The sequence below is a fragment of the Blautia marasmi genome, from assembly GCF_900258535.1.
Lineage (GTDB): Bacteria > Bacillota > Clostridia > Lachnospirales > Lachnospiraceae > Blautia > Blautia hominis.
The window spans coordinates 4,716,932-4,736,648 of the sequence record NZ_OIWX01000001.1 but is presented as its reverse complement, the minus strand read 5'-3'; the positions used below and the strand labels follow the sequence as shown (position 1 = coordinate 4,736,648).

Genomic DNA, 19,717 nt, shown 5'->3' with positions numbered 1-19,717 from the left:
TTTTGATATGTATAAAATACAACGTTTACCGATTTTTAAAAATAATAATATCCATTGAATTTAGCACAATTTTATGGTATTTTATTTTGCAGATGAATATTATATTATTTTTCCGTAAAATCATACTAAAATATGTATCACACGGAAACACTCGCGCAGGTCCCCGCAAACACTGTGCTGACCGTAAGGAAATCCCATTGGGTATTGAGAGGTAAAACAGATGGAACATAAACAATTGGAACTTTTTCAGCAGGCCGTCACAGCCTGCAATGTGGGATGTCATATTATTTTCAAGGACAGCTCCAATCTCTCCCAGACGGATAAAGGGCTTCGCCTCCGTCTGTATGAGGACTATAACTACCAGCCCCTGCAGGTTTTTCTGGAACAGTATGTGACAGCCGGGAGTATTGTCCGCTATGAGGACTCCTTTGGAATGTACTATACTCTTGTGCATATTCCCGCTGCATATCTCTATGACTATGAATCTTCTCATTTTGTCATAGGCCCGTACCTGGAAAACCAGTTGGAGACTGTACAGATCCGGAAGACCATGGAACAGCGCAGGATACCGGACAGCCTTTTTTCAGATATCCGCCTGGTCTATTCCTCCACACCGGTTCTGCATAATATGGAGAGCTTTGAGGCACTGATCGTGAATCTTGCCCGGGGATTATTTCACGTAGAATATAAAGTCTCTCATCTGCCGGACAAAAATGAGATATTTATGGAACACTCTCCCCTGATCTTAAAGCTGCGCAAAGAACCGCAGATTTCCATCAGCACCATTGAGGAGCGGTATGAAGTGGAAAATAAAATGCTGGAGGCAGTCTCCAAGGGGGATGACCGGCGCGCCCATGAATTTTACCAGAAATTCCAGACTTATCAGTTAAGGCCAAGAACAGATAATGCTCTGCAGAACAAACGGCACGGCGTCATAATCCTGAACACCCTGTTTCGCAAGTCTGCGGAGTCCGGAGGTGTGCATCCTTTATATATTGATGATCTGTCAGGGAAATTTGCTGTTTTGATCAATGAAGCACGCACCGAACGGGAGCTGGAGCATCTGTCCACAGATATGCTCCACAAATACTGCCTGCTGGTCAGGAACCATTCCATGACCGGGTATTCCCAGGTGATAAAAGAAGTGATCTCTTATATTGATTTTCATTACGCGGAGGATCTAAATCTGACTTTCTTTGCCGAAATGTTCAGCCTGAGTAAAAATCACCTGTCCGGGCTGTTTAAAAAAGAGAGCGGCATGACTCTGACGGATTATATCCATCAGGTGCGCATCCGGCGGGCTATCACAATGATCAACTCCTCCTCCCTTCCCATCACCACGGTGGCCGCTTCCTGCGGATATAATGATATGAATTATTTTATCAGGCTTTTTAAACGGACCTATGGAATGTCTCCGAAACAGTATCAGAAATCGATTCTCCATCCTGAGTAATTCAGCGCAGTGAATGCGCAGATCTACTGAATAGTTACGAAATATTGCCTAAAATTGTTTGCATAAATTGGTAATTTTCTCCCTTTTGTGTTAGAATATATGCATCAGAGTTAGAAAATACTAAAGACAAAGGGTCTTCGTCAGGAAGGAATGAGAGTATACTGGTGAAAAAACAGATAAAACTGAAAAAGCAAACAAAACCGCAGCTGTCTGATGTTCAGGAGGAGAAAAAAGACCGCAGGATTCCAACCACCCGGTATAATCCGGATTACAAAACCGGGCTGACAAGTCAGCAGGTACAGGAACACAGGCTTCACGGCTGGACCAACAAAGCTGTGGACCCGCCGTCCAAGACAACGAAAGAGATCATACATGACAATGTCTTCACATACTTTAACTTGATCTTCGTAGTGCTGGCAGTCCTGCTGTGTATCGTAGGTTCTTTCAGAGACCTGACTTTTCTCCCGGTCATCATTGCCAACACATTGATCGGTATCATACAGGAGATACGGGCCAAGCAGGTTCTGGATAATCTGACCATGCTCAACGCCCCCAATGCCTCTGTCGTGCGAAACGGCAAAACCTCGGTGGTAAATGCAGAGGAGCTGGTGCTGGATGATATGGTCATCTTTAAAGCCGGCAACCAGGTCTGTGCTGACGCTTTGGTAAGCGCCGGGGAAGTACAGGTCAACGAATCCCTGCTCACCGGAGAAGCGGATGAGATCACCAAGAGAAAAGGCGACCAGCTTATGTCTGGCAGCTTCATTGTGTCGGGGCAGTGTCACGCAAAGCTTGATAAAGTCGGGGAGGACTCCTACATTTCCCGTCTGACGCTGGAGGCCAAGGAAATGCAGAGCGGGGAGCAGTCCGAGATGATACGTTCCCTGGACAAACTGGTAAAATTCGTGGGTATTGCCATTATCCCTATCGGCCTTGTACTTTTTATACAGGCATTTTTCTTTCAGCATGAGGCTTTCCGCTCCAGTGTGACCTCCATGGTGGCTGCCGTCATCGGTATGATCCCTGAGGGTTTATACCTTCTTGCAAGTGTTGCCCTGGCAGTGAGCTCTATCCGGCTGGCACAGAAAAAAGTCCTGCTGCACGATATGAAATGTATTGAAACCCTGGCAAGAGTAGATGTACTCTGTGTAGATAAGACCGGAACCATCACAGAAAATTCCATGGAAGTCCGGGAGGTCATAGAGACAGAAGAATATGATCCCGATGAGATGGAGCCTCTGTCTGTGATGATCAGTGATTTTGCGGCAGCCATGAGCAGCGATAACATCACCATGGCAGCTATCAAAAAGCATTTTAAAACTGCCACGAAAAAGAAGCCGGTCAGTAAAACAGGATTCTCCTCTGCAACCAAATACAGCAGCGTCACCTTTAAAGATACTGCCTATGTACTGGGCGCTCCGGAATTCGTCCTGAAGGAAGATTATGATGACTACAAAGAGGAAATTTTAGAATATGCGTCCAAAGGCTCACGTGTTCTGGTATTCGGAACTTATGATGAGGAGATTGACGGCAAGGCACTTGCCGCCCCCATTATACCTTTATGCTATATTCTCCTCGCAAACCCTATCCGCAAGCAGGCAAAAGAAACTTTTACTTACTTCGCCGAACAGGGTGTGGAGGTGAAGGTGATATCCGGGGACAATCCTGCCACCGTTTCTGAGGTTGCCAAACAGGCCGGCATAGCCGGAGCAGAGAATTACGTGGATGCCTCAGAACTGGAGACTGACGCAGAAATACAGGAAGCGGTTCTAAACAACGCTGTCTTCGGACGTGTCACACCAAACCAGAAACGGCAGTTTGTACAGATATTAAAAGCTGCGGGGAAAACCGTTGCCATGACAGGAGACGGTGTCAACGACGTGCTGGCACTGAAAGATGCGGACTGCAGCATTGCCATGGCATCCGGCAGTGATGCCGCGGCTCAGGCCTCCCAGCTCGTACTGCTGGAATCGGACTTTTCCTGTATGCCCCAGGTAGTACTGGAGGGAAGACGGGTGGTAAACAACATCCAGCGTTCTGCCAGTTTGTTCCTGGTCAAAAATATTTTTTCCTTCCTGCTCTCCCTGTTCTCTGTTGTGTTTATGCTGACGTATCCGCTGGAACCCTCACAGGTATCCCTGATCAGTATGTTTACTATTGGCATCCCTGCATTTTTCCTGGCACTTGAGCCAAACAAAAATATTATCAAAGGGCATTTTCTCACCAATGTTTGTCTGAAAGCCATGCCTGCGGCGCTGACAGATGTTCTCGCCGTGGGCGCACTGGTGGTATTTGGAAGGACTTTCGGGGTAAATTCCACGGATATCTCAACCGCTGCTACCATGCTGCTGGCGATCGTAGGGTTTATGATCCTCTACAAGATCAGTGCACCTATGAACAAGATCCGTGTGGGGATCTTACTTGGAACCATTGCCGGACTTATATTCTGCAGCTTGTTCTTGAACAATCTGTTTGCATTGACCGGCATGTCCACGAAATGCATCATGCTCTTTGTGGTTTTCGCCATTGCCACAGAGCCTGTGCTCAGATATCTTACACTGGCGATTGAAAAATGCCGCATCTTGTATCTGCGCCTGAAACAGCATAGTGCGGACGAATTATTATAAAACCCAAGTAACTGTTCAGTACCCTCACAGTTACAGGCAGAAAAAGTTACGGCCAGATACCGGATTCGTATCTGACCGTAACTTTTTTCTATCTTTATTTTTCCTCATGGAAAACCCGTTCCAGAACCTCTGTGGCTTTCTTTACCGGGATGATCTCCAGTTTTTCCTTTACCTCCTCTGCCACTTCCTCCAGATCCTCCACGTTTTCATAAGGGATGAATACTTTTTTCACGCCGGCTCTCTGCGCTGCCATGAGTTTTTCCGGAAGACCTCCAATGGGCATGACGCCGCCCCGAAGGGAAACTTCCCCTGTCATGGCATATTCAGGAGCAACTGCTTTTCCCGTTACAAGGGAGGACAGCGCTGTGACCAGGGTAATGCCCGCAGAGGGACCGTCCTTTGGAACTGCTCCGGACGGAACATGGATATGAAGGTCTTTTTCATCAAGCTGCTTGGCCTCTTCCGGGTACATGGCTTTTACCAGCGTCAGGGCAATCTCAGCGGATTCTTTCATCACATCCCCCAACTGTCCGGTGATCCGCACTTTACCGCTGCCCCTCGTGAGCGTGGTCTCCACAAACAGGATCTCTCCTCCGGCTCTGGTCCAGGCTAATCCTGTCACCACACCCGGTGCAGCCTCCTTGAGTATGCCCTCGTGATGCAAGGCGTTTCTTCCTAAAAACTCAGGGACACGCTTTTCACTGACCGTGATACTCTTCTGCTCTCCTTTTACCAGTTTCACTGCCGCAAAACGGCATAAGATATCCATCTGTTTTTTCAGACCGCGGACTCCCGCTTCAGCCGTATAATCGCTGATGATCTTCCCGATCGCTTCATCTGTCACTTTCAGATTCTGAGCCTTGATTCCCATGCTCTTCATTGCCTTGGGAAGCAGATGTTTTCTGGCGATATGGGACTTTTCTATGGGTGTATAACCCGGAAACTGAATCACTTCCATACGATTCAAAAGTGGTTCCGGTATGGTATCCGTGCTGTTGGCCGTACAGACAAAAAATACATTGGAGAGGTCATAGGGCACATTCATATAGTGATCTGTAAAGCTGTTGTTCTGTTCCGGATCCAGTACCTCCAAAAGGGCACTTGCAGGGTCTCCGCCATAATCCTTTGTGAGCTTATCCACCTCATCCAGCACCATGACAGGGTTCTGGACACCGCTTCGTTTCATACCCTCCATGATCCTGCCCGGCATGGCACCTACATACGTCCTCCTGTGGCCTCGGATCTCAGCCTCGTCACGGATGCCGCCCAGGCTGATCCTCACATATTCCCTGTGCAGGGCTTTGGCTATGCTCTGCCCGATACTGGTTTTGCCTGTTCCGGGTGCTCCCACAAACAGCAGAATGGAACCGGACTGTTTTTTATTCAGAGCCATGACTGCTATCTGCTGGATGATCCTGTCTTTTACCTTTTTCAAGCCATAGTGCTCCTCATCCAGGATCTTCTCCGCTTCCTCCAGATCTATCTCCGGTAACTCCTCTGTTTTCCAGGAAAGACTTGTCACAAAATCCAGATAATCATAGAGCAGGCCATACTCATGGCTGTCCTTGCCCTCCTGTTTCATCCGGTTCAGAACCTTTCCGGCCTCCTTTTCTGCCTCCTCATTCATGCCCGCTTCTTTTATTTTAGTTTCAAATCTGCGGACATCGGAAATATTCTCCGGATGCATCTCATCCAGCTGGTTCTGCAGAAAATCAATCTGTTTTTTAATGGCTGACTCCCTGTATGCCTGTTCATGGGTCTCCTTCTGGGCACTCTGGGCTTCCTCACTGACCTTGAACAATTCAATAAATTCATAGATCGCCTTTTCAATCCGTTCACAGCGCTGTCCCCTGGTCTCCGCCTCCAAAACGGCATATTTTTCCGGCCAGGAGAGATTCAGATAGCCTGAAAGGGCACAGAGGATCTCGTTCATATTTTTCCAGTGCAGGATAAAGCTTCTCGCCCACACACCCCACTGAAACATCTGTACAAATTTCAGCAGATCTCTTTTGAGCGCTTCAAAACGCTTCTGCATCTCCTCGTCCGAGATATCCTCCACCTCGCCACAGATCGCTGCCGAAGCGGAGATGGACTGCATGGTCACTTCCACATCCGTGATCAGGACACGCTCTTTTGTATGGACACGAATATTGCCTTCCTCGTCTATACTCTCGATCTTGCCGGAAACCCCGATAGGGCAGATGTCCTCCGGCGTCATATCTTCCCGCTTCTTATCCTGCTTCATCATCAGGAACAACACATCCTCACCCACATGCTCCGCAGTAATCTCCCGGTCTGTGAAAATGTCCTTTTTGAAAAAGAAGGTAACGCCGGGCAGTATCATCATATCGTAAATCGGTATTGTAATCATAGGTGCATCCTCCTCGTATTATCAGCACTCATTCAAATTGAGTGCTAGCATCAAGTTAAAATATATAGCGAATCCGTTGGAATCCGCCAAGTATTGTGATATAATTCTATCATTAAATAAACATTTTACAAGTACGCAGTATTTTCATACCAGGTATGTTTTTTCATACCTACTATCTCATTAAGGAAAGGAAACCGGTTATGTATGCAGCATCAATGGAAAAAAAGGAAACGGAAGCTGTCTGTCCGCTGAGATATGCGTTGAATCTGGTGGGCGGAAAATGGAAGCTTCCTATTATCTGTATTCTGGCACGTGAAGAATCTGTGCGTTATAACAGCCTGAAACGAAAGCTCTGCGGCATTACCAACATGATGCTGTCCCAGTCCTTAAAAGAGCTGGAGGAAAACGGCATTGTCCACCGGGAGCAGTATAATGAGATCCCGCCCCGGGTGGAATATTCCCTCACGAAAGAGGGACGCAGTATTTTAGAGCCGCTGGACAGCCTGTCCGAATGGGGGAAAATGCATATGGACAGAATACAGACGCAATCCCCATACTGCGGGGAATGCAGGGATACAAAATAGGCGGCTCCCTACAGGCAGTCAGTCATTCTCATTCACCTGTTCAAAAGAAGCCTGTTCTGCTATCACATCAAATACAAGCCCGCCTCCTGACCAAAACTCATATCTGACACGGCAGGACGGGCTTTCTCTGATAATACGGGTCATCTCACCGCACTCGGGTGCTTTCAGGTCATGGGAGGCTTCCTCCAGTCTGCGCACCTTCAGACGCATCTTTCCCTGCCTGATCGTCACTTTGCCGTCCCCATACTCTTCTATGCGTACTCCCAGGTAGGTGGCCATCCTGTATTCTCTTCCACCGCAATGCACTGCGCAGATACAGCCTTGAAAATGAGTGCCGAAAAACGGAATATCCGCAACAGACAGCATCACACTGCTGCTCTTACCAAACCCGCATTGCGTCCAGAGATATGTCTTTGGAAAGGAGCGTCCTTTGTCTGTCTCTATATATCCCCGTCCTCCTGTCATGGAGATCTTTCTGCCGTTTACAAGGAGGCTGCCCCTGAGACTGTGGTGCATACTCAGCACACCGTGGCTGCACTGCAGAAAGGGGATGTATTTAAAAAACCCCATAATGTCATATGACAGCCTGTCAAAAGGTGCGTATGCCATACAGCCTTTTACAGTCAGGTCCCTGCTCTTTATATCCACCTTGATACCCTTCTCCGTAAAAATATTTTTTCCCACTCTGACGCCAAAAGGTTTCCTGCTGATGCGGCACGCCTCTTTGGGATACGTGAAATACCAGGCGCCATCCTCTGTGACGACCTGAAGAGATACGGTCCACTTTCCGCTTTTATCCCCATGTACGGCAGGGATAAATGCAATGGTATTCTCCTGATTCTGGTGTTTCAGATACCATCCTTCAAAATAAGGAAAGGAAAATGCCGCACATCCCTTCTGAATACATGTCTTTTTCATGTTCTTCACCTCTGTGTCTAAGTTTATCCGAACATGGGGTGCCGGTGATACACTGGTGGTTCCCCATGTTTGCTTCTGCTTTTGGACACATTTAGGATGTGCGGCATTTATAAACCATATACGTGATTTGACTCAGGCATTTTTCTGTTCTTGGATTTTTTCAGCCAGGTCGTTTAAATATACCCAGCGTTCCATCTTTTCTTCCAGTTCTGCCTCTGCTTTTTCCTTCTCGGCTGTCAGTTCGGACAATTTTAAAGAGTTTGTGGCATTTGCCATCATATCATCGTCCAGCTTTTCTATCTTTTCTTCCAGAGCCGCGATGTCATCATCTATGGTATCGTATTCTCTCTGTTCTTTGAATGTAAATTTCAGCTTTGCCGGGCGGTTCAGCTTCCAGTCTTTGGCTGCCTCCTTTTTCTCCGGGACCTCCTTTTTCAGGGAAATGCTGCTGTCCGTGTCTGAATGCCTTCTCTCCTTTGCCTCCAGATAATCCGTGTAGCCGCCCTCGTACTGCTGCAGATGTCCATTTCCGTCAAATTCAAATATCCGGTCCACTACATTGTCCAGAAAATACCGGTCATGGGACACAGTGATCACGATCCCGGAAAAAGAATTCAGGTAATCCTCTAAAATGGTAAGTGTAGGAATATCCAAGTTGTTGGATGGCTCATCCAGGATATAGACATTGGCACCGCTGATGAGCACCGAGAGCAGGTACAGCCTCCGCTTCTCCCCGCCGGAGAGTTTGCACACAGGGGTATACTGCACATCCGGTGTGAATAAAAATCTCTCAAGCATCTGTGAGGCACTGATCTTTCCATCTCTTGTCTGCACATACTCAGCAATATCCCTGATATAGTCGATGACCCGCCGGTCTGTATCCAAATCCGGCTCCTCCTGTGCCAGATACCCAATCTTAATGGTCTCCCCGATTTCAATTTCCCCGGAATCCGGCTGGATCAGACCTGCTATCATCTTGATCAGGGTGGACTTTCCGCAGCCGTTTGGACCGATAATGCCCAGCCTCTGGTTTCTCAGCACAATATAGTCAAAATCATCCACAAGCTTTGTCCCGCCATAGCTTTTTCCCACGTGGTGTAGCTCAATGGTCTTTTTGCCCATCCTTGTCTCCACAGAATCCATCTCCACAGTCTGATCCTGCACCGGGGTCTTTCCGTTTTTCAAGGCTTCCAGGCGTTCCAGTCTGGCTCTCTGCTTGGTGCTTCTGGCACGGCAGCCCCGCTTGGCCCACTCCAGCTCCATGCGCAGGACACTCTGCCGTTTGCGCTCAGAGGCCAGTTCCATCTCCTCCCGCTCTGCTTTCAGTTCCAGGAATTTGGAATAATTGGCATCATAGCTGTACATGTTTCCCCGGCTGATCTCCAGGATCCGGTTGGATACCTTGTCCAGAAAGTAACGGTCATGGGTGACCATGAGAATCACGCCTCTGTATTCCCTCAGATAAGCTTCCAGCCAGGCGATCATCTCCTCGTCCAGATGGTTGGTTGGCTCATCCAGCAGCAGGACGTCAAACTCGGAAGCCAGCACCTTCGCCATAGCTACCTTCCTTCTCTGCCCTCCCGACAACTGTGCCAGCGGTGTGTCATACTGCACGATCCCAAGCTTTGTCAGGTTGCTCTCCACCATCCAGTCCGTCTCCGCTGATTTTCCAAGGGCATAGGAGGACACGGTTGCATCCCGGGGAAATTCCGGATTCTGAGGCAGATACGCAATCCGCAGTCCGTTCTGCCTGACAATCTGCCCCAAATCCGGTTCCTCGATCCCGGCAGCCATTCGGAGCAATGTAGTCTTTCCTGTGCCGTTGATGCCGATTATCCCGATTTTATCCCCTTCGTGAATGCCAAAGGACGCATCCTCAAAGATGATCTTATCCCCGTATATTTTACTGATATGTTCTATATTTAATATGTTCATTTGTGACGCTCCTCTTATTCTCATACTGACAATACTCATCATAAATGATTTTGAACGGAACGTCAACTTTTATCCGGCTGGTTCTGCTCAACACCGGAGGAGCATAGAGACACAAAAATCATCTCTGTCTCTTTCAAAGCGTCACATACTCCCCATGCAGCGCTTCCGCAATCTTCTCTGCAAGTCCCAGGCTGAAAAAACCGTGTTCCGTGTCAATGACAAGGGACGGTATCCCTGCCCGGTAGATCTGACTGGCAGCAGCTAAAGCCAATTCAAAGGGCACACCCGGTTCCGTATCAAAATTAGCTTTTCCGTCTGTCAGCAGGATCAGAAAAGGTTTAAAATCCCCAAAACGTTTTCGCTCTGCCTCAAAGACCTCCATAGCTTTTCTAAGCCCCATAGCCAGGGGAGTGTTGCCTGCTGCCGGAATCTGCTCCAGACGCCTGGCGGCATATTCCACACTTCTGGTAAGGGGCAGCAGGACCTCGCATGTACTGTTGCCGAACGTGATCAGACCTGTCTTATCCCTGGTTGTATATGCCTGGGCGATCAGGGATAAGACAGCCCCCTTTGCAAAAGCAAGGCGTTTCTGTGCACCCTGGGAGCGGCTGGCATCCACCACAAACAGTATTCCTGCCTGATTCCCGGCACTTATCTTCTTGACCCGGTAATCCTCCCGACGGATCACAATATGCTCCCCCGGCTTCCCGGCTTCCTTTTCCGCTTCCGCCTTCAGCCTGCTGTTTTGCCAGGGAGCGGCTGCCCGGAGTGTGGCTGCAAAAGCAATCTGGGACATATCCCCTATATCTGCCATGCGGGAACCTGTACATCTTCCCTGGGTCACCTTCCGCTGTACCCCATGTTTTCCAGAGCTGCTCTGATTCCGCCGCCCAAAAGACATCCCTTCTCTTGCCTGCATCTCCCTGAGAATCCCAATCAGGGACAGTTCCTTTCCATTTCGCATCACCGGCACCCAAATAGGCGCATAGCCACAGGACTGTCTGCCTTCCTCTCCCTATCCGCCCTCACCGAAGCTTTCCTTTGCAGTTCCAGTCTCTCTGATACTGCCTTCTCTGGTACCGCCATTTCCACTGCCGCACTCTCTGCTGCTGTCCTCTCTGCTGCTGTCTTTCCTGCCACGGCTCTCGCTGTGACTGTCCTCCCTGGTGCCGCCCTCCCCGGAATCACGCGTCTCCTCCCAGTTCTTCATCACCTCATCCAGAGCCGCATAATCCATATTTCCCGAATCCAGAGGCCCTTTCCGCATTCTGTGGGGAAGGGTATAAACGGCGGCTCTCTTCAAATCCTCTTTTTCAACCTGGCTGTTTCCCCTGAAAGCAGCCATGGTTTTTGCCGTCTTGATCATGCTGATATCTGCCCGGTGTCCCTCTGTCTCCAGGGAAATGCCGATTTCGGCCGCCAGGAGAACCATCTCATGACTCACCTTTATCATCGGAAGCCTCTCTTTTGCCTCCCTGATCTTAGATGCCAGTTCCTTCTGGGCTTTTGCATATTTCCTGCAGAACTTCCTGTTATCTTCCTCATAAGCCAGACGGTTTTCTATGATCTGTGCCCGAAGCTCTGTATCGGTCTCCCCGGCCACATCCACCACCATACCGAACCGGTCTAATAGCTGGGGCCGCAGATTGCCCTCCTCCGGGTTCATGGTTCCCACAAGCACAAATCTGGCAGGATGGGAATGGGATATCCCCTCCCGCTCCACGGTATTGACGCCCATAGCTGCCGCGTCCAGCAGCAGATCCACAATATGGTCATCCAGAAGGTTGATTTCATCCACATACAGGATATGTCTGTCCGCCGCCGCCAGTATGCCTGGCTCAAATTTCTTTTCCCCGGTCTTCAGGGCATGTTCAATATCCAGCGTTCCCGCCACCCTGTCCTCCGTGGCATTGATAGGGAGTTCCACTACTTTTGCCGCGGGAAGCACATCTGCCAGCCCTCTCACGGCCGTTGATTTGGCAGTCCCCTTCTGTCCCCGGATCAGCACACCGCCCAGAGACGGATTGACCAGATTCAGCACCAGCGCTTCCTTCATCTGTTCCTGTCCTAAAATGGCTGTAAACGGATAATTTTTTCTTTGTTCCATGTATTTTTCTCCTGTCTGCGTCTTCTATTTCCTTCCCGCGTCTATGGTTCCTGTTTATTTTCGGCGTTTGTCTCTCCGGTCACCTCTCCATATCTCCCTCTGTCTCCAGATATGCACTGCGCACCTGCATAAGCTCCTCCTCGGACGCATCCCAGTATCCCCGGTTGCTGGCTTCCATCAAACGCCCCAGCATACTGAGATATGCCCACCGGTTGCTGGCCTGCATCCGTCTGCGCAGGTTCGCATCCTCCACATAGCATTTTTCCATATCAGAAAAAATCCGGCTCCCCACCCGGTCTGTTGTGGAGGCAAATCCCATGACATTCTCAAACCTTCTGGAAATCTGCTGGACACCGTGGTAATCATGCTTCATCATTCCCTCGATCCATTTGGGGTTCAGCAGCCTTGTGCGGATCCCCTTTTCAAAGGATATACTGAAATCCTCTGTGCGCACTTCCTTCCCTGTGGTATCTGCCACATAAAGCTCCGCCTTTTCCCCTCCGGCAATTTCCACTGCCTTGGAAAGCCCGCCGTAAAACTCATAATAATGGTCCAGATCTGCCAGCTCATACTCCACATTATTCCTCACCTGGGAAATCATCTGCACGGTTTTATAATTCATGTTCAGCAGCCCTTTTGTACACACACCCTTTTTCGTGCTGCTGTACACATAAGACAGATCCTCCGTAAAGGCCTGTCCCAGCTCTGCCGCTTCTTTCCAGGTGCCTTTTCTCACCTTCTCTGTGAGCCTGGTTCCGTATTCCCCCTCCTTTGGTCCAAAGATACGGCTTCTGGAAAGCTCTGCTGCCTCCTCCGGTGAATACCCCTGTGCCAGCAGCCTTTCTCTGTTTTTTCTTGTGTTTTTCGCAAATCCGCTCTGTGCATCCGTCTCATCCAGCATATCCAGCTTGCGGAATATCTCATTCAGATTCTCTACCAGATTCGGAAACATATCCCGGAAGAATCCGCAGATATGTATGACCACATCCACCCTTGGCCTGTCCATCTCCTCTGTGGGGATAATCTCAAATCTGCTGTCAAAGCTTCCCTCGAACTGCTTCATCCGCACACCCAGATAGTAAAGGATCTGCCCCATGGTCTCTCCCTGGGACTTGGAAGTCTCCAGCCCCCAAAGGATGACCGCAGTGGAATCCGGCCAGCAGCCCCGGCACTTCCGGTAACGTTCCAGTGTCTGGGCAGCAATCTTTTTCCCCCGTTCAAAGGCGGTCCTTGTGGGAACAAGCCTGGGGTCAAACTGCACCAGATTTCTTCCGGTTGGAAGAAGGTCCGGACTTTTTAAAATATCCCCTCCGGTGCCCACCGGAAGATATTCTCCTCTAAGCGCCCTGAGCATTCCCTCTATCTCCCGGTTCTCCATGGCATTCTTTATGATCTGTTCCTCTAAGGCGTGTTTTTCCTCCTCTGTCTTTTCCTGCGGCAGATGTTCCATCACCTGCCCTGCATACGCCTCGGCCTCCTCCCGGCTGTATCCCTGCCCGATTGTGTGCAGGCCCCCGGGAATAAGGGTGATTTCGTAATCGTATAACTGCTCCTCAATGACATCCAGGATTTTTTCTGTCACCTCCGCACCTTCCTCCATAAGCCCGGATGCATGGGCCTGGACACCGATATGGTAAAGCAGGTCTTGGCACCGCTCCGGGGCATTTTGCGCGCTTTCCCGGTACTCCGCTATCATTTCCTTTATCTCCTCATAGACGCCGTACAGGCCGCCCCTCTCAAATGCCGGCGGCTGATATCCAAGCAGCACCGCATGGCTCCTTCGTTTTGCAGTCATGGCCTCTGAGGGGTTTCCTATATAATAGAAGTAAAAATGCGGTACATCCCCCGCCAGCCGGTCCGGCCAGCAGTCCTGCATCATTCCGCTCTCTCGTCCCGGCAGAAATTCCAGGGTTCCGTGGGTACCAACATGGATCATGGCATCCGCCTGATACTCCCTGCAAACCCAGCGGTAAAAAGCCTGATATTCTCCTGTGGGGGCAGCATTTCTGTCGTGATAGGAAGCTTTATCCTCTGCACCCTCCGGCACTCTGGAAGGCTGAAGGCCAATAAATACATTCACGTTTTGAATTCCCTTGACCGGGTATTGCTTCCCGTCTATGCTGCAGGAAAAGTCCCATTGGGCCGGTTCTGCCCATTGGGGAGCATTACACCTTCCATCCCCGCAAAATATCTCACGAAGCTTTTCAGGACTCATATTTTCTGTCTGATACCCATCTGCTTTCAGCCCTCTGAGTATTGCGGACACGGATGCAAACGTGTCAAGAAAAGCGCCTCCGAACAGGTTGTCCTCACCAGGCGGATAATTATAGCAGATAAGGGCCAGCTTCTTTTCTCCGTTCTCCTTCTCTTTCAAACGGATAAACCTGCCGATTCTCCCGCACAGGCTTTCTATCCTCTCCTCAATAGGTGCAATACGGGTAATAGCAAAAGCTTCTGTCTTCTCCTCCAGCTTCTCCATTACGCCCACCGGATAGGTGTGGATTCCGCCGTCCAGTTCCGGAAGGAGGATACTAATGAGAAATTCCCCGGGATTTACCGCGCTTTCATGCTCCCACTGGCTTTTCTCTGCCTTTGTGATACAGAGCGGTTTAAAATAAGGCACATTCAGCCGCTCAAGGATCTGCACTGCCCCCCGGGCATTTCCTCCCATAGGCCCTGCTCCCAGACGGAAGGGCATCAGATTCACTGCTGCGGATATAGGACAGACCGGGGAGCAGAGAAATGCCTCCAGTTTCTTTAAGTCCCTGTCCTCATTCTGGGAAAATGCAATTGGCAGCACATTATAATTTCTCCCCAGGCTGTGATACATGGCCTGCACCACAGGCTGAAAATCATTGGGATAACTGTGTCCATAAAAAAGAAGCGCCACTGTTCTTTTGTCTTTTTGGTATGTATTGGCCTTCCAGTAAGATTTCAGGCTGTCCTGGCAGTCTCCTGTCTCTGGATTTTTCAGGTATATGCCATAGCGCATACTGCAGGGTTTTTCTTTCGGCAGCTCTTTCATTCCAAAATAAGTTCTAAGCAGCAGGTGCATAAAGGAATCCATATCCTCCTCCTGGGCCTGCTACCAATAATCAATCAAAAGAAAGACATTTTTCATGTCCTTCATCATACCAAAAGGCGCCACGCTTCCCATCATGAGAGCCATACGTCTCATGGTATGCATAAGGGCTGCCGCATTCTTCTTTGTTTTCTTCTCCTGGGGCCCGGGTCTTTCTGCCTCTGCAGGTGCGCTGCTCTGTTTTTTCATTCCCTCCATGGAAAACGCCCCCAGGCGGATATATTCCCGGCATCCATTGCCAATAACAATCCGCTGTCCACGGCACGCTGCCAGCCCCTCCCGCACCACATCCTGCAGTGCCTCAGAAGCTCCCATAATATCAATCACGACTGCATCCGCGGTCTTGACAGCTTCCTTTATCTTATCCTGCAGACCCAGGACTCCCGGATTAGCGCCTGCCACATAGAACATGGATAATTCCATCCTATTCTCCCCGTACCTCTGCTGAAATTCCTGCCGGTACCGGTTGAGCTGATACAGGGCCGGGGCAGACACTGCCACAACTGTAATTTTCATAACACGGACCTCCATTCATATATCTTAAACTTATTTCAGGGGATTGCCAGGCAATCCCCCGTAACATTTCCCATTTATTATACTTTCTGTGACAGTTCAGACAGGTCTGCGCTTTACTGCTCTGACCGTATGAAAAATTAGTGGCTTGATGTGTAACGATTCAGCTTGCCTGAACTGTTATTACTTTCTATTCATACAACAATTATACTACAAAATAACGGATCAGGACAGCCTTCCATTATCCATGGTGTATACAATATCGGCCAAATTCATAGTAGACTTCCTGTGGGACACAAGGATCACGGTCTTTTTATGACAGGACTCCTGCAGAGACTTCAATATGATGCCTTCATTCAAAGAGTCCAGGTTGCTGGTTGGTTCATCCAGAAGAAGGAATGGCGCATCGTGAAGAAAAGCCCTGGCAATTCCAATCCTCTGGCGTTCTCCCCCTGAAAGGGTGTCTCCCAGTTCCCCCACCTCCGTATCATATCCTTTTGGCAGAGTCATGATAAAATCGTGGATGGAAGCTTTTTTTGCCGCCTCCATGATCTCTTCCCGGTCTGCATCCGGTTTACCAACCGCGATGTTGTTTGCAATGGAATCGTGGAACAAGTAGGTCTCCTGTGTAACATAAGACTCCATCCGCCGGAGATTTTCCGTGTTTATCTTCTTTATATCTCTCCCGGAGATTTTTATACTTCCCTCCTGCGCATCCCAGAATCTCATGAGAAGCTTTAAAAGCGTAGATTTTCCGGAACCGCTGGCACCGTGGATACCCACGATCTGCCCCGGTTTAAAACAGATGGAATAATCTCTGAGAATCGTCTCCTCCTCATAAGAAAAGTTCACATGTTCACAGGATGCGCTGGTAAATCCTGTCTCTTTTTCACCGCTCACTTCCTGTACCATTGGTTCCTCCTCCAGGATGGAAAGCACCCGCTCCCCGCTGGCAAGTGTCTGGTTCAGATTATTGGAAAGACTGGACAATGCCACCACAGGTCCAAAGGAACCCATCATGGAAACCGTACACAAAAGCACCTCTGAAAATCCGGCCTGTCCTCCCTGATAAAGATACAGCATAAGAAACAGCATCAAAAAGGAAAATACCAGGATGCTCAGATTGGTGATGCCCCTGGCGGACGCCTCCATTTTGCTTAAATCCTTCTGGATACCGCCAAGTTTTACAGAGCGCTCATTCATCTGCTCTTTCCTCTTCTGTCCTTGTCCGTACTGAATGGTCTCATCCAGTCCCCGCAGGGAATCCAGCACAAAGCTGTTCAGTTCCCCAAAGCCGGTTCTAAATTCCATGCCTTTACTTCCGCCTCGTTTTCCATTCCAGACGGGAAGTACGGCCCCCACCACCAAGTATCCCGCAAGAGCCAGCAGTCCTGCATACAGATGAAAATGCCCTATAAACACCACCATCACCAGAGAAGTCAGGGAACCTATGGCAATGGGTGAGATCGTATGTGCATAAAACACTTCCAAAAGCTCAATGTCCGTAGTTATAATGGAGATCAGGTTCCCCTTGTCTCTTCCCTCCAATTTTGCCGGACATAGCCTGCGCAGGGACGCAAACACTCTGTGCCGGATAATAGCCAGCAGTTTGAATGCAATATAATGGTTACAGTATTGTTCCGCGTAATGCAGCACGCCCCGTAGAACTGCCATAATACCCATAACCGTAAAAATAGTTCCAAAGGGCAGAGAAATTAAAAATCCCGGCTGTTCTGTCAGACGGATCCCCTCTGCACCAACCGTAGTTAATCCGTGCAAAATGGCGCATCCGGCCAATATAGTCAGAAAAATAGCACACAGGTAGCCGAGGACTCCCAGGGTAACTGCCGCAAACATTCGTCCCATAAGAGGTCTGACTAAACCGATCAGACTTCCCATAATGCGTATCCCGCTTCTTCTCTCTTTCATCCTCTCGCCCCCTCTCTATACCCTCCTGGATATACGCCTGCCTGTCTGTCCGGACATGTATTGCCGTCTGTTCCATGGCTGTACTGTTCCAAAGCACTCTGGCTCTCAAAAAGCCTTCTGTAGCTTCCGCACTGTCCCATCAGTTCCCCGTGGGTTCCTGTCTCAGCAATCCTTCCGTTCTCCATCATATAGATACAGTCTGCTCCCACTCCATTGGCAAGTCTATGGGAAATAAGGATCACGGTTTTCTCTTTCGCCATCTGCCGGATAACGCCCATGATCATCTCTTCACTCTCCACATCAATATTGGATGCGGCTTCGTCAAAAATGTACACCGGCGTATCGTGAAGCAGTGCCCTTGCAAGGGCAAGCCTCTGACATTGTCCCCCTGAAAAATTGCTTCCTTTTTCCAGTACCTTTGTATCCAAACCGTCCTGTTCTTTTAAGAATGCAAGCAGATTCACTTTTGAGAGTGCTTCCTCCAGCTCTGCCCTGGAGGCATCCGGCCTGCCCATCCGCAGATTGTCCTCCACGGTCCCTTTAAACAGGTAGCTGTTATGGCTTACCAGTGTCACCGTCTCCATGAGATTTTCTTCATCCATTTGAGAAAGCTCTTTCTCTCCTATGCGTATGCTCCCCCGGTACCCTTTATTGCGCCCCATCAGAAGGGATACAATGGTACTCTTTCCACAACCGGAGGTGCCTGCCAGGGAAACCATACTTCCGGCAGGAATATGCAGAGACACATCCTCCAATATCCCCCTGTCCTCCTCATAGGAAAACTTTACATGGGACAGATCCACCGACAGATCACTTTTGCCCGCTCTTCCCGTTCCTCTTTCCGGTTCCGGTGTGTCCAGCAGAGCAAAAATCTTATCGCTGGCTGCCATGCCGTTCATTGCAATATGAAAAAATGAACCCAACAGCCTCAGCGGAATAAAAAACTCTGATGCCAGCAGTACAATGGCCAGAGTTCCGGCAAGAGATACATTTCCGGCAAGATACTCCCGCACAGCCACGATCATGCCAATGGCAGCACCGCCGTAAGCCACAATATCCATCACACTGGTGGAGTTAAGCTGCATAGTAAGAACCTTCATGGTAATATTGCGGAACTGCTCTGCCTCCCGGTCCATCTCCTCTGCCTTCTTTTCATCCGCCCTGTAGATCTTTAAGGTGGTGAGCCCCTGTAGATTCTCCAAAAAGCTGTCCCCAAGGCCCGTATAAATGCCCCAATATTTATTCAGGAGCCTTTTTGCAAACTTCTGGACCAATACAATGGATATGGGAATCAGCGGAACACAGACAAGCAGCACCACACTTGCCTTAATATCCACAAAAGCCAGCACCGCAAACAAAGTCACCGGTGCCAGCAGGCTGTAGAATAACTGGGGAAGATATTTTCCAAAATAAATCTCAAGCTGCTCCACTCCCTCTGCGGCCATCTGTACCACAGAAGAGGTGGCTGTATGCTCCCTGTAGGAAGCCCCCAGGCGCAGCAGCTTTTCATAAATCTTTTCTCTCAGAATCCGTTTTACATCCACACTTGCGTGATAGGATGCCCTGGAGGACATCCTGTCACATAGGAAGCGCATAATTACAGCAGTCCCAAAGACAAGGGCTGTCTGTCCGCAGTCCCTGGCAGTCATGGCTCTGTATAATGCTTTTTCAAGCAGATCCGTCACAGAGAATATGGCGGCCATCCAAAAAAGCAGCGCGATCCACTGCCACAGTATATTATAAACAATGTACTTCTTTCCGTGGGCAAGAAGCTTAACCAGCCGTGTCTTAATCATATTCTTTTTCCCCTTCCGGAATGGTCCTAATATAGAAAGCAAAATAAAGTACATGGCATACCCATACGGCAGCCAGACAGATCCTTCCCACAGGGACGCGGCTCATCATAATAAATCCCACTGACATAACAATGGTCACAGTTCCCATGATGGTCAGCTTACTTCGCAGTGTCATCGATTTGCTTTTCACAAAGCTTTCCAGATGCTTCTTATATAATCCTGTGCTCATAAACCAGTTGTGCAGCTTTTCTGAGCTTTTTGCAAAACAGAACAATGTCAGCATGTAAAAGGGCACTGTGGGCAGAATTGGAAGCACCACACCGATGGTCCCTAACGCCAGGCTGATAAATCCCAATATGATCCATAGTATCCTGAATGGATTTCTCTTCATAATCGTATACT

Annotated in this window: 13 protein-coding genes; 3 read left to right on the top strand and 10 right to left on the bottom strand. The window is 49.2% G+C overall.

Annotated elements, in window-relative coordinates; genetic code table 11:
• Nucleotides 1-220 precede the first annotated feature (220 nt).
• The gene (locus C6P39_RS20705) at nt 221-1,453 is read left to right on the top strand and encodes an AraC family transcriptional regulator (protein ID WP_104805043.1); all 1,233 of its coding nucleotides are present in this window, start codon (nt 221-223) and stop codon (nt 1,451-1,453) included.
• Nucleotides 1,454-1,635: 182 nt separating this feature from the next.
• On the top strand, nt 1,636-4,080 hold the full coding sequence (locus C6P39_RS20700) for a cation-translocating P-type ATPase (RefSeq protein ID WP_408608208.1): 2,445 nt from the start codon (nt 1,636-1,638) through the stop codon (nt 4,078-4,080).
• 94 nt (nt 4,081-4,174) lie between these two features.
• Here C6P39_RS20700 and lon read toward each other — a convergent pair whose 3' ends face one another.
• Nucleotides 4,175-6,451, bottom strand: a complete 2,277-nt coding sequence (gene lon, locus C6P39_RS20695; RefSeq protein ID WP_095175234.1) for an endopeptidase La — start codon at nt 6,449-6,451, stop codon at nt 4,175-4,177.
• Between the two features lie 200 nt (nt 6,452-6,651).
• Between lon and C6P39_RS20690 the strand changes: the two genes are divergently transcribed.
• Nucleotides 6,652-7,035: a winged helix-turn-helix transcriptional regulator gene (locus C6P39_RS20690; RefSeq protein WP_242987094.1), complete on the top strand. Its 384-nt coding sequence runs from the start codon at nt 6,652-6,654 to the stop codon at nt 7,033-7,035.
• Between the two features lie 18 nt (nt 7,036-7,053).
• Here C6P39_RS20690 and C6P39_RS20685 read toward each other — a convergent pair whose 3' ends face one another.
• The 9 genes from C6P39_RS20685 to C6P39_RS20645 all read right to left on the bottom strand — a co-directional run bounded on the left by C6P39_RS20685 (nt 7,054) and on the right by C6P39_RS20645 (nt 19,706).
• Complete coding sequence (locus tag C6P39_RS20685; protein ID WP_104805042.1) at nt 7,054-7,953, bottom strand: tocopherol cyclase family protein; 900 nt, start codon at nt 7,951-7,953, stop codon at nt 7,054-7,056.
• 132 nt (nt 7,954-8,085) lie between these two features.
• On the bottom strand, nt 8,086-9,888 hold the full coding sequence (locus tag C6P39_RS20680) for an ABC-F family ATP-binding cassette domain-containing protein (protein WP_104805041.1): 1,803 nt from the start codon (nt 9,886-9,888) through the stop codon (nt 8,086-8,088).
• Nucleotides 9,889-10,021: 133 nt separating this feature from the next.
• A complete protein-coding gene (locus C6P39_RS20675) occupies nt 10,022-10,852 on the bottom strand; it encodes a vWA domain-containing protein (protein ID WP_158661647.1) in 831 nt (276 codons plus the stop codon).
• 51 nt (nt 10,853-10,903) lie between these two features.
• Nucleotides 10,904-11,995 (bottom strand): ATP-binding protein, encoded by a 1,092-nt coding sequence (locus C6P39_RS20670; RefSeq protein WP_104805039.1) that lies wholly within the window; start codon nt 11,993-11,995, stop codon nt 10,904-10,906.
• Between the two features lie 79 nt (nt 11,996-12,074).
• Complete coding sequence (locus tag C6P39_RS20665) at nt 12,075-15,062, bottom strand: cobaltochelatase subunit CobN (protein ID WP_104805038.1); 2,988 nt, start codon at nt 15,060-15,062, stop codon at nt 12,075-12,077.
• Nucleotides 15,063-15,080: 18 nt separating this feature from the next.
• Nucleotides 15,081-15,593, bottom strand: a complete 513-nt coding sequence (locus C6P39_RS20660) for a hypothetical protein (RefSeq protein ID WP_104805037.1) — start codon at nt 15,591-15,593, stop codon at nt 15,081-15,083.
• Nucleotides 15,594-15,815: 222 nt separating this feature from the next.
• Nucleotides 15,816-17,519: an amino acid ABC transporter ATP-binding/permease protein gene (locus tag C6P39_RS20655; RefSeq protein WP_104805036.1), complete on the bottom strand. Its 1,704-nt coding sequence runs from the start codon at nt 17,517-17,519 to the stop codon at nt 15,816-15,818.
• Nucleotides 17,516-19,315 (bottom strand): ABC transporter ATP-binding protein/permease, encoded by a 1,800-nt coding sequence (locus C6P39_RS20650; protein WP_104805035.1) that lies wholly within the window; start codon nt 19,313-19,315, stop codon nt 17,516-17,518. Before C6P39_RS20650 ends, C6P39_RS20655 begins: the two co-directional genes overlap by 4 nt.
• Nucleotides 19,308-19,706, bottom strand: coding sequence for a YbaN family protein (locus C6P39_RS20645; RefSeq protein ID WP_095175229.1), 399 nt, complete (start codon nt 19,704-19,706; stop codon nt 19,308-19,310). Before C6P39_RS20645 ends, C6P39_RS20650 begins: the two co-directional genes overlap by 8 nt.
• Nucleotides 19,707-19,717: the final 11 nt, after the last annotated feature.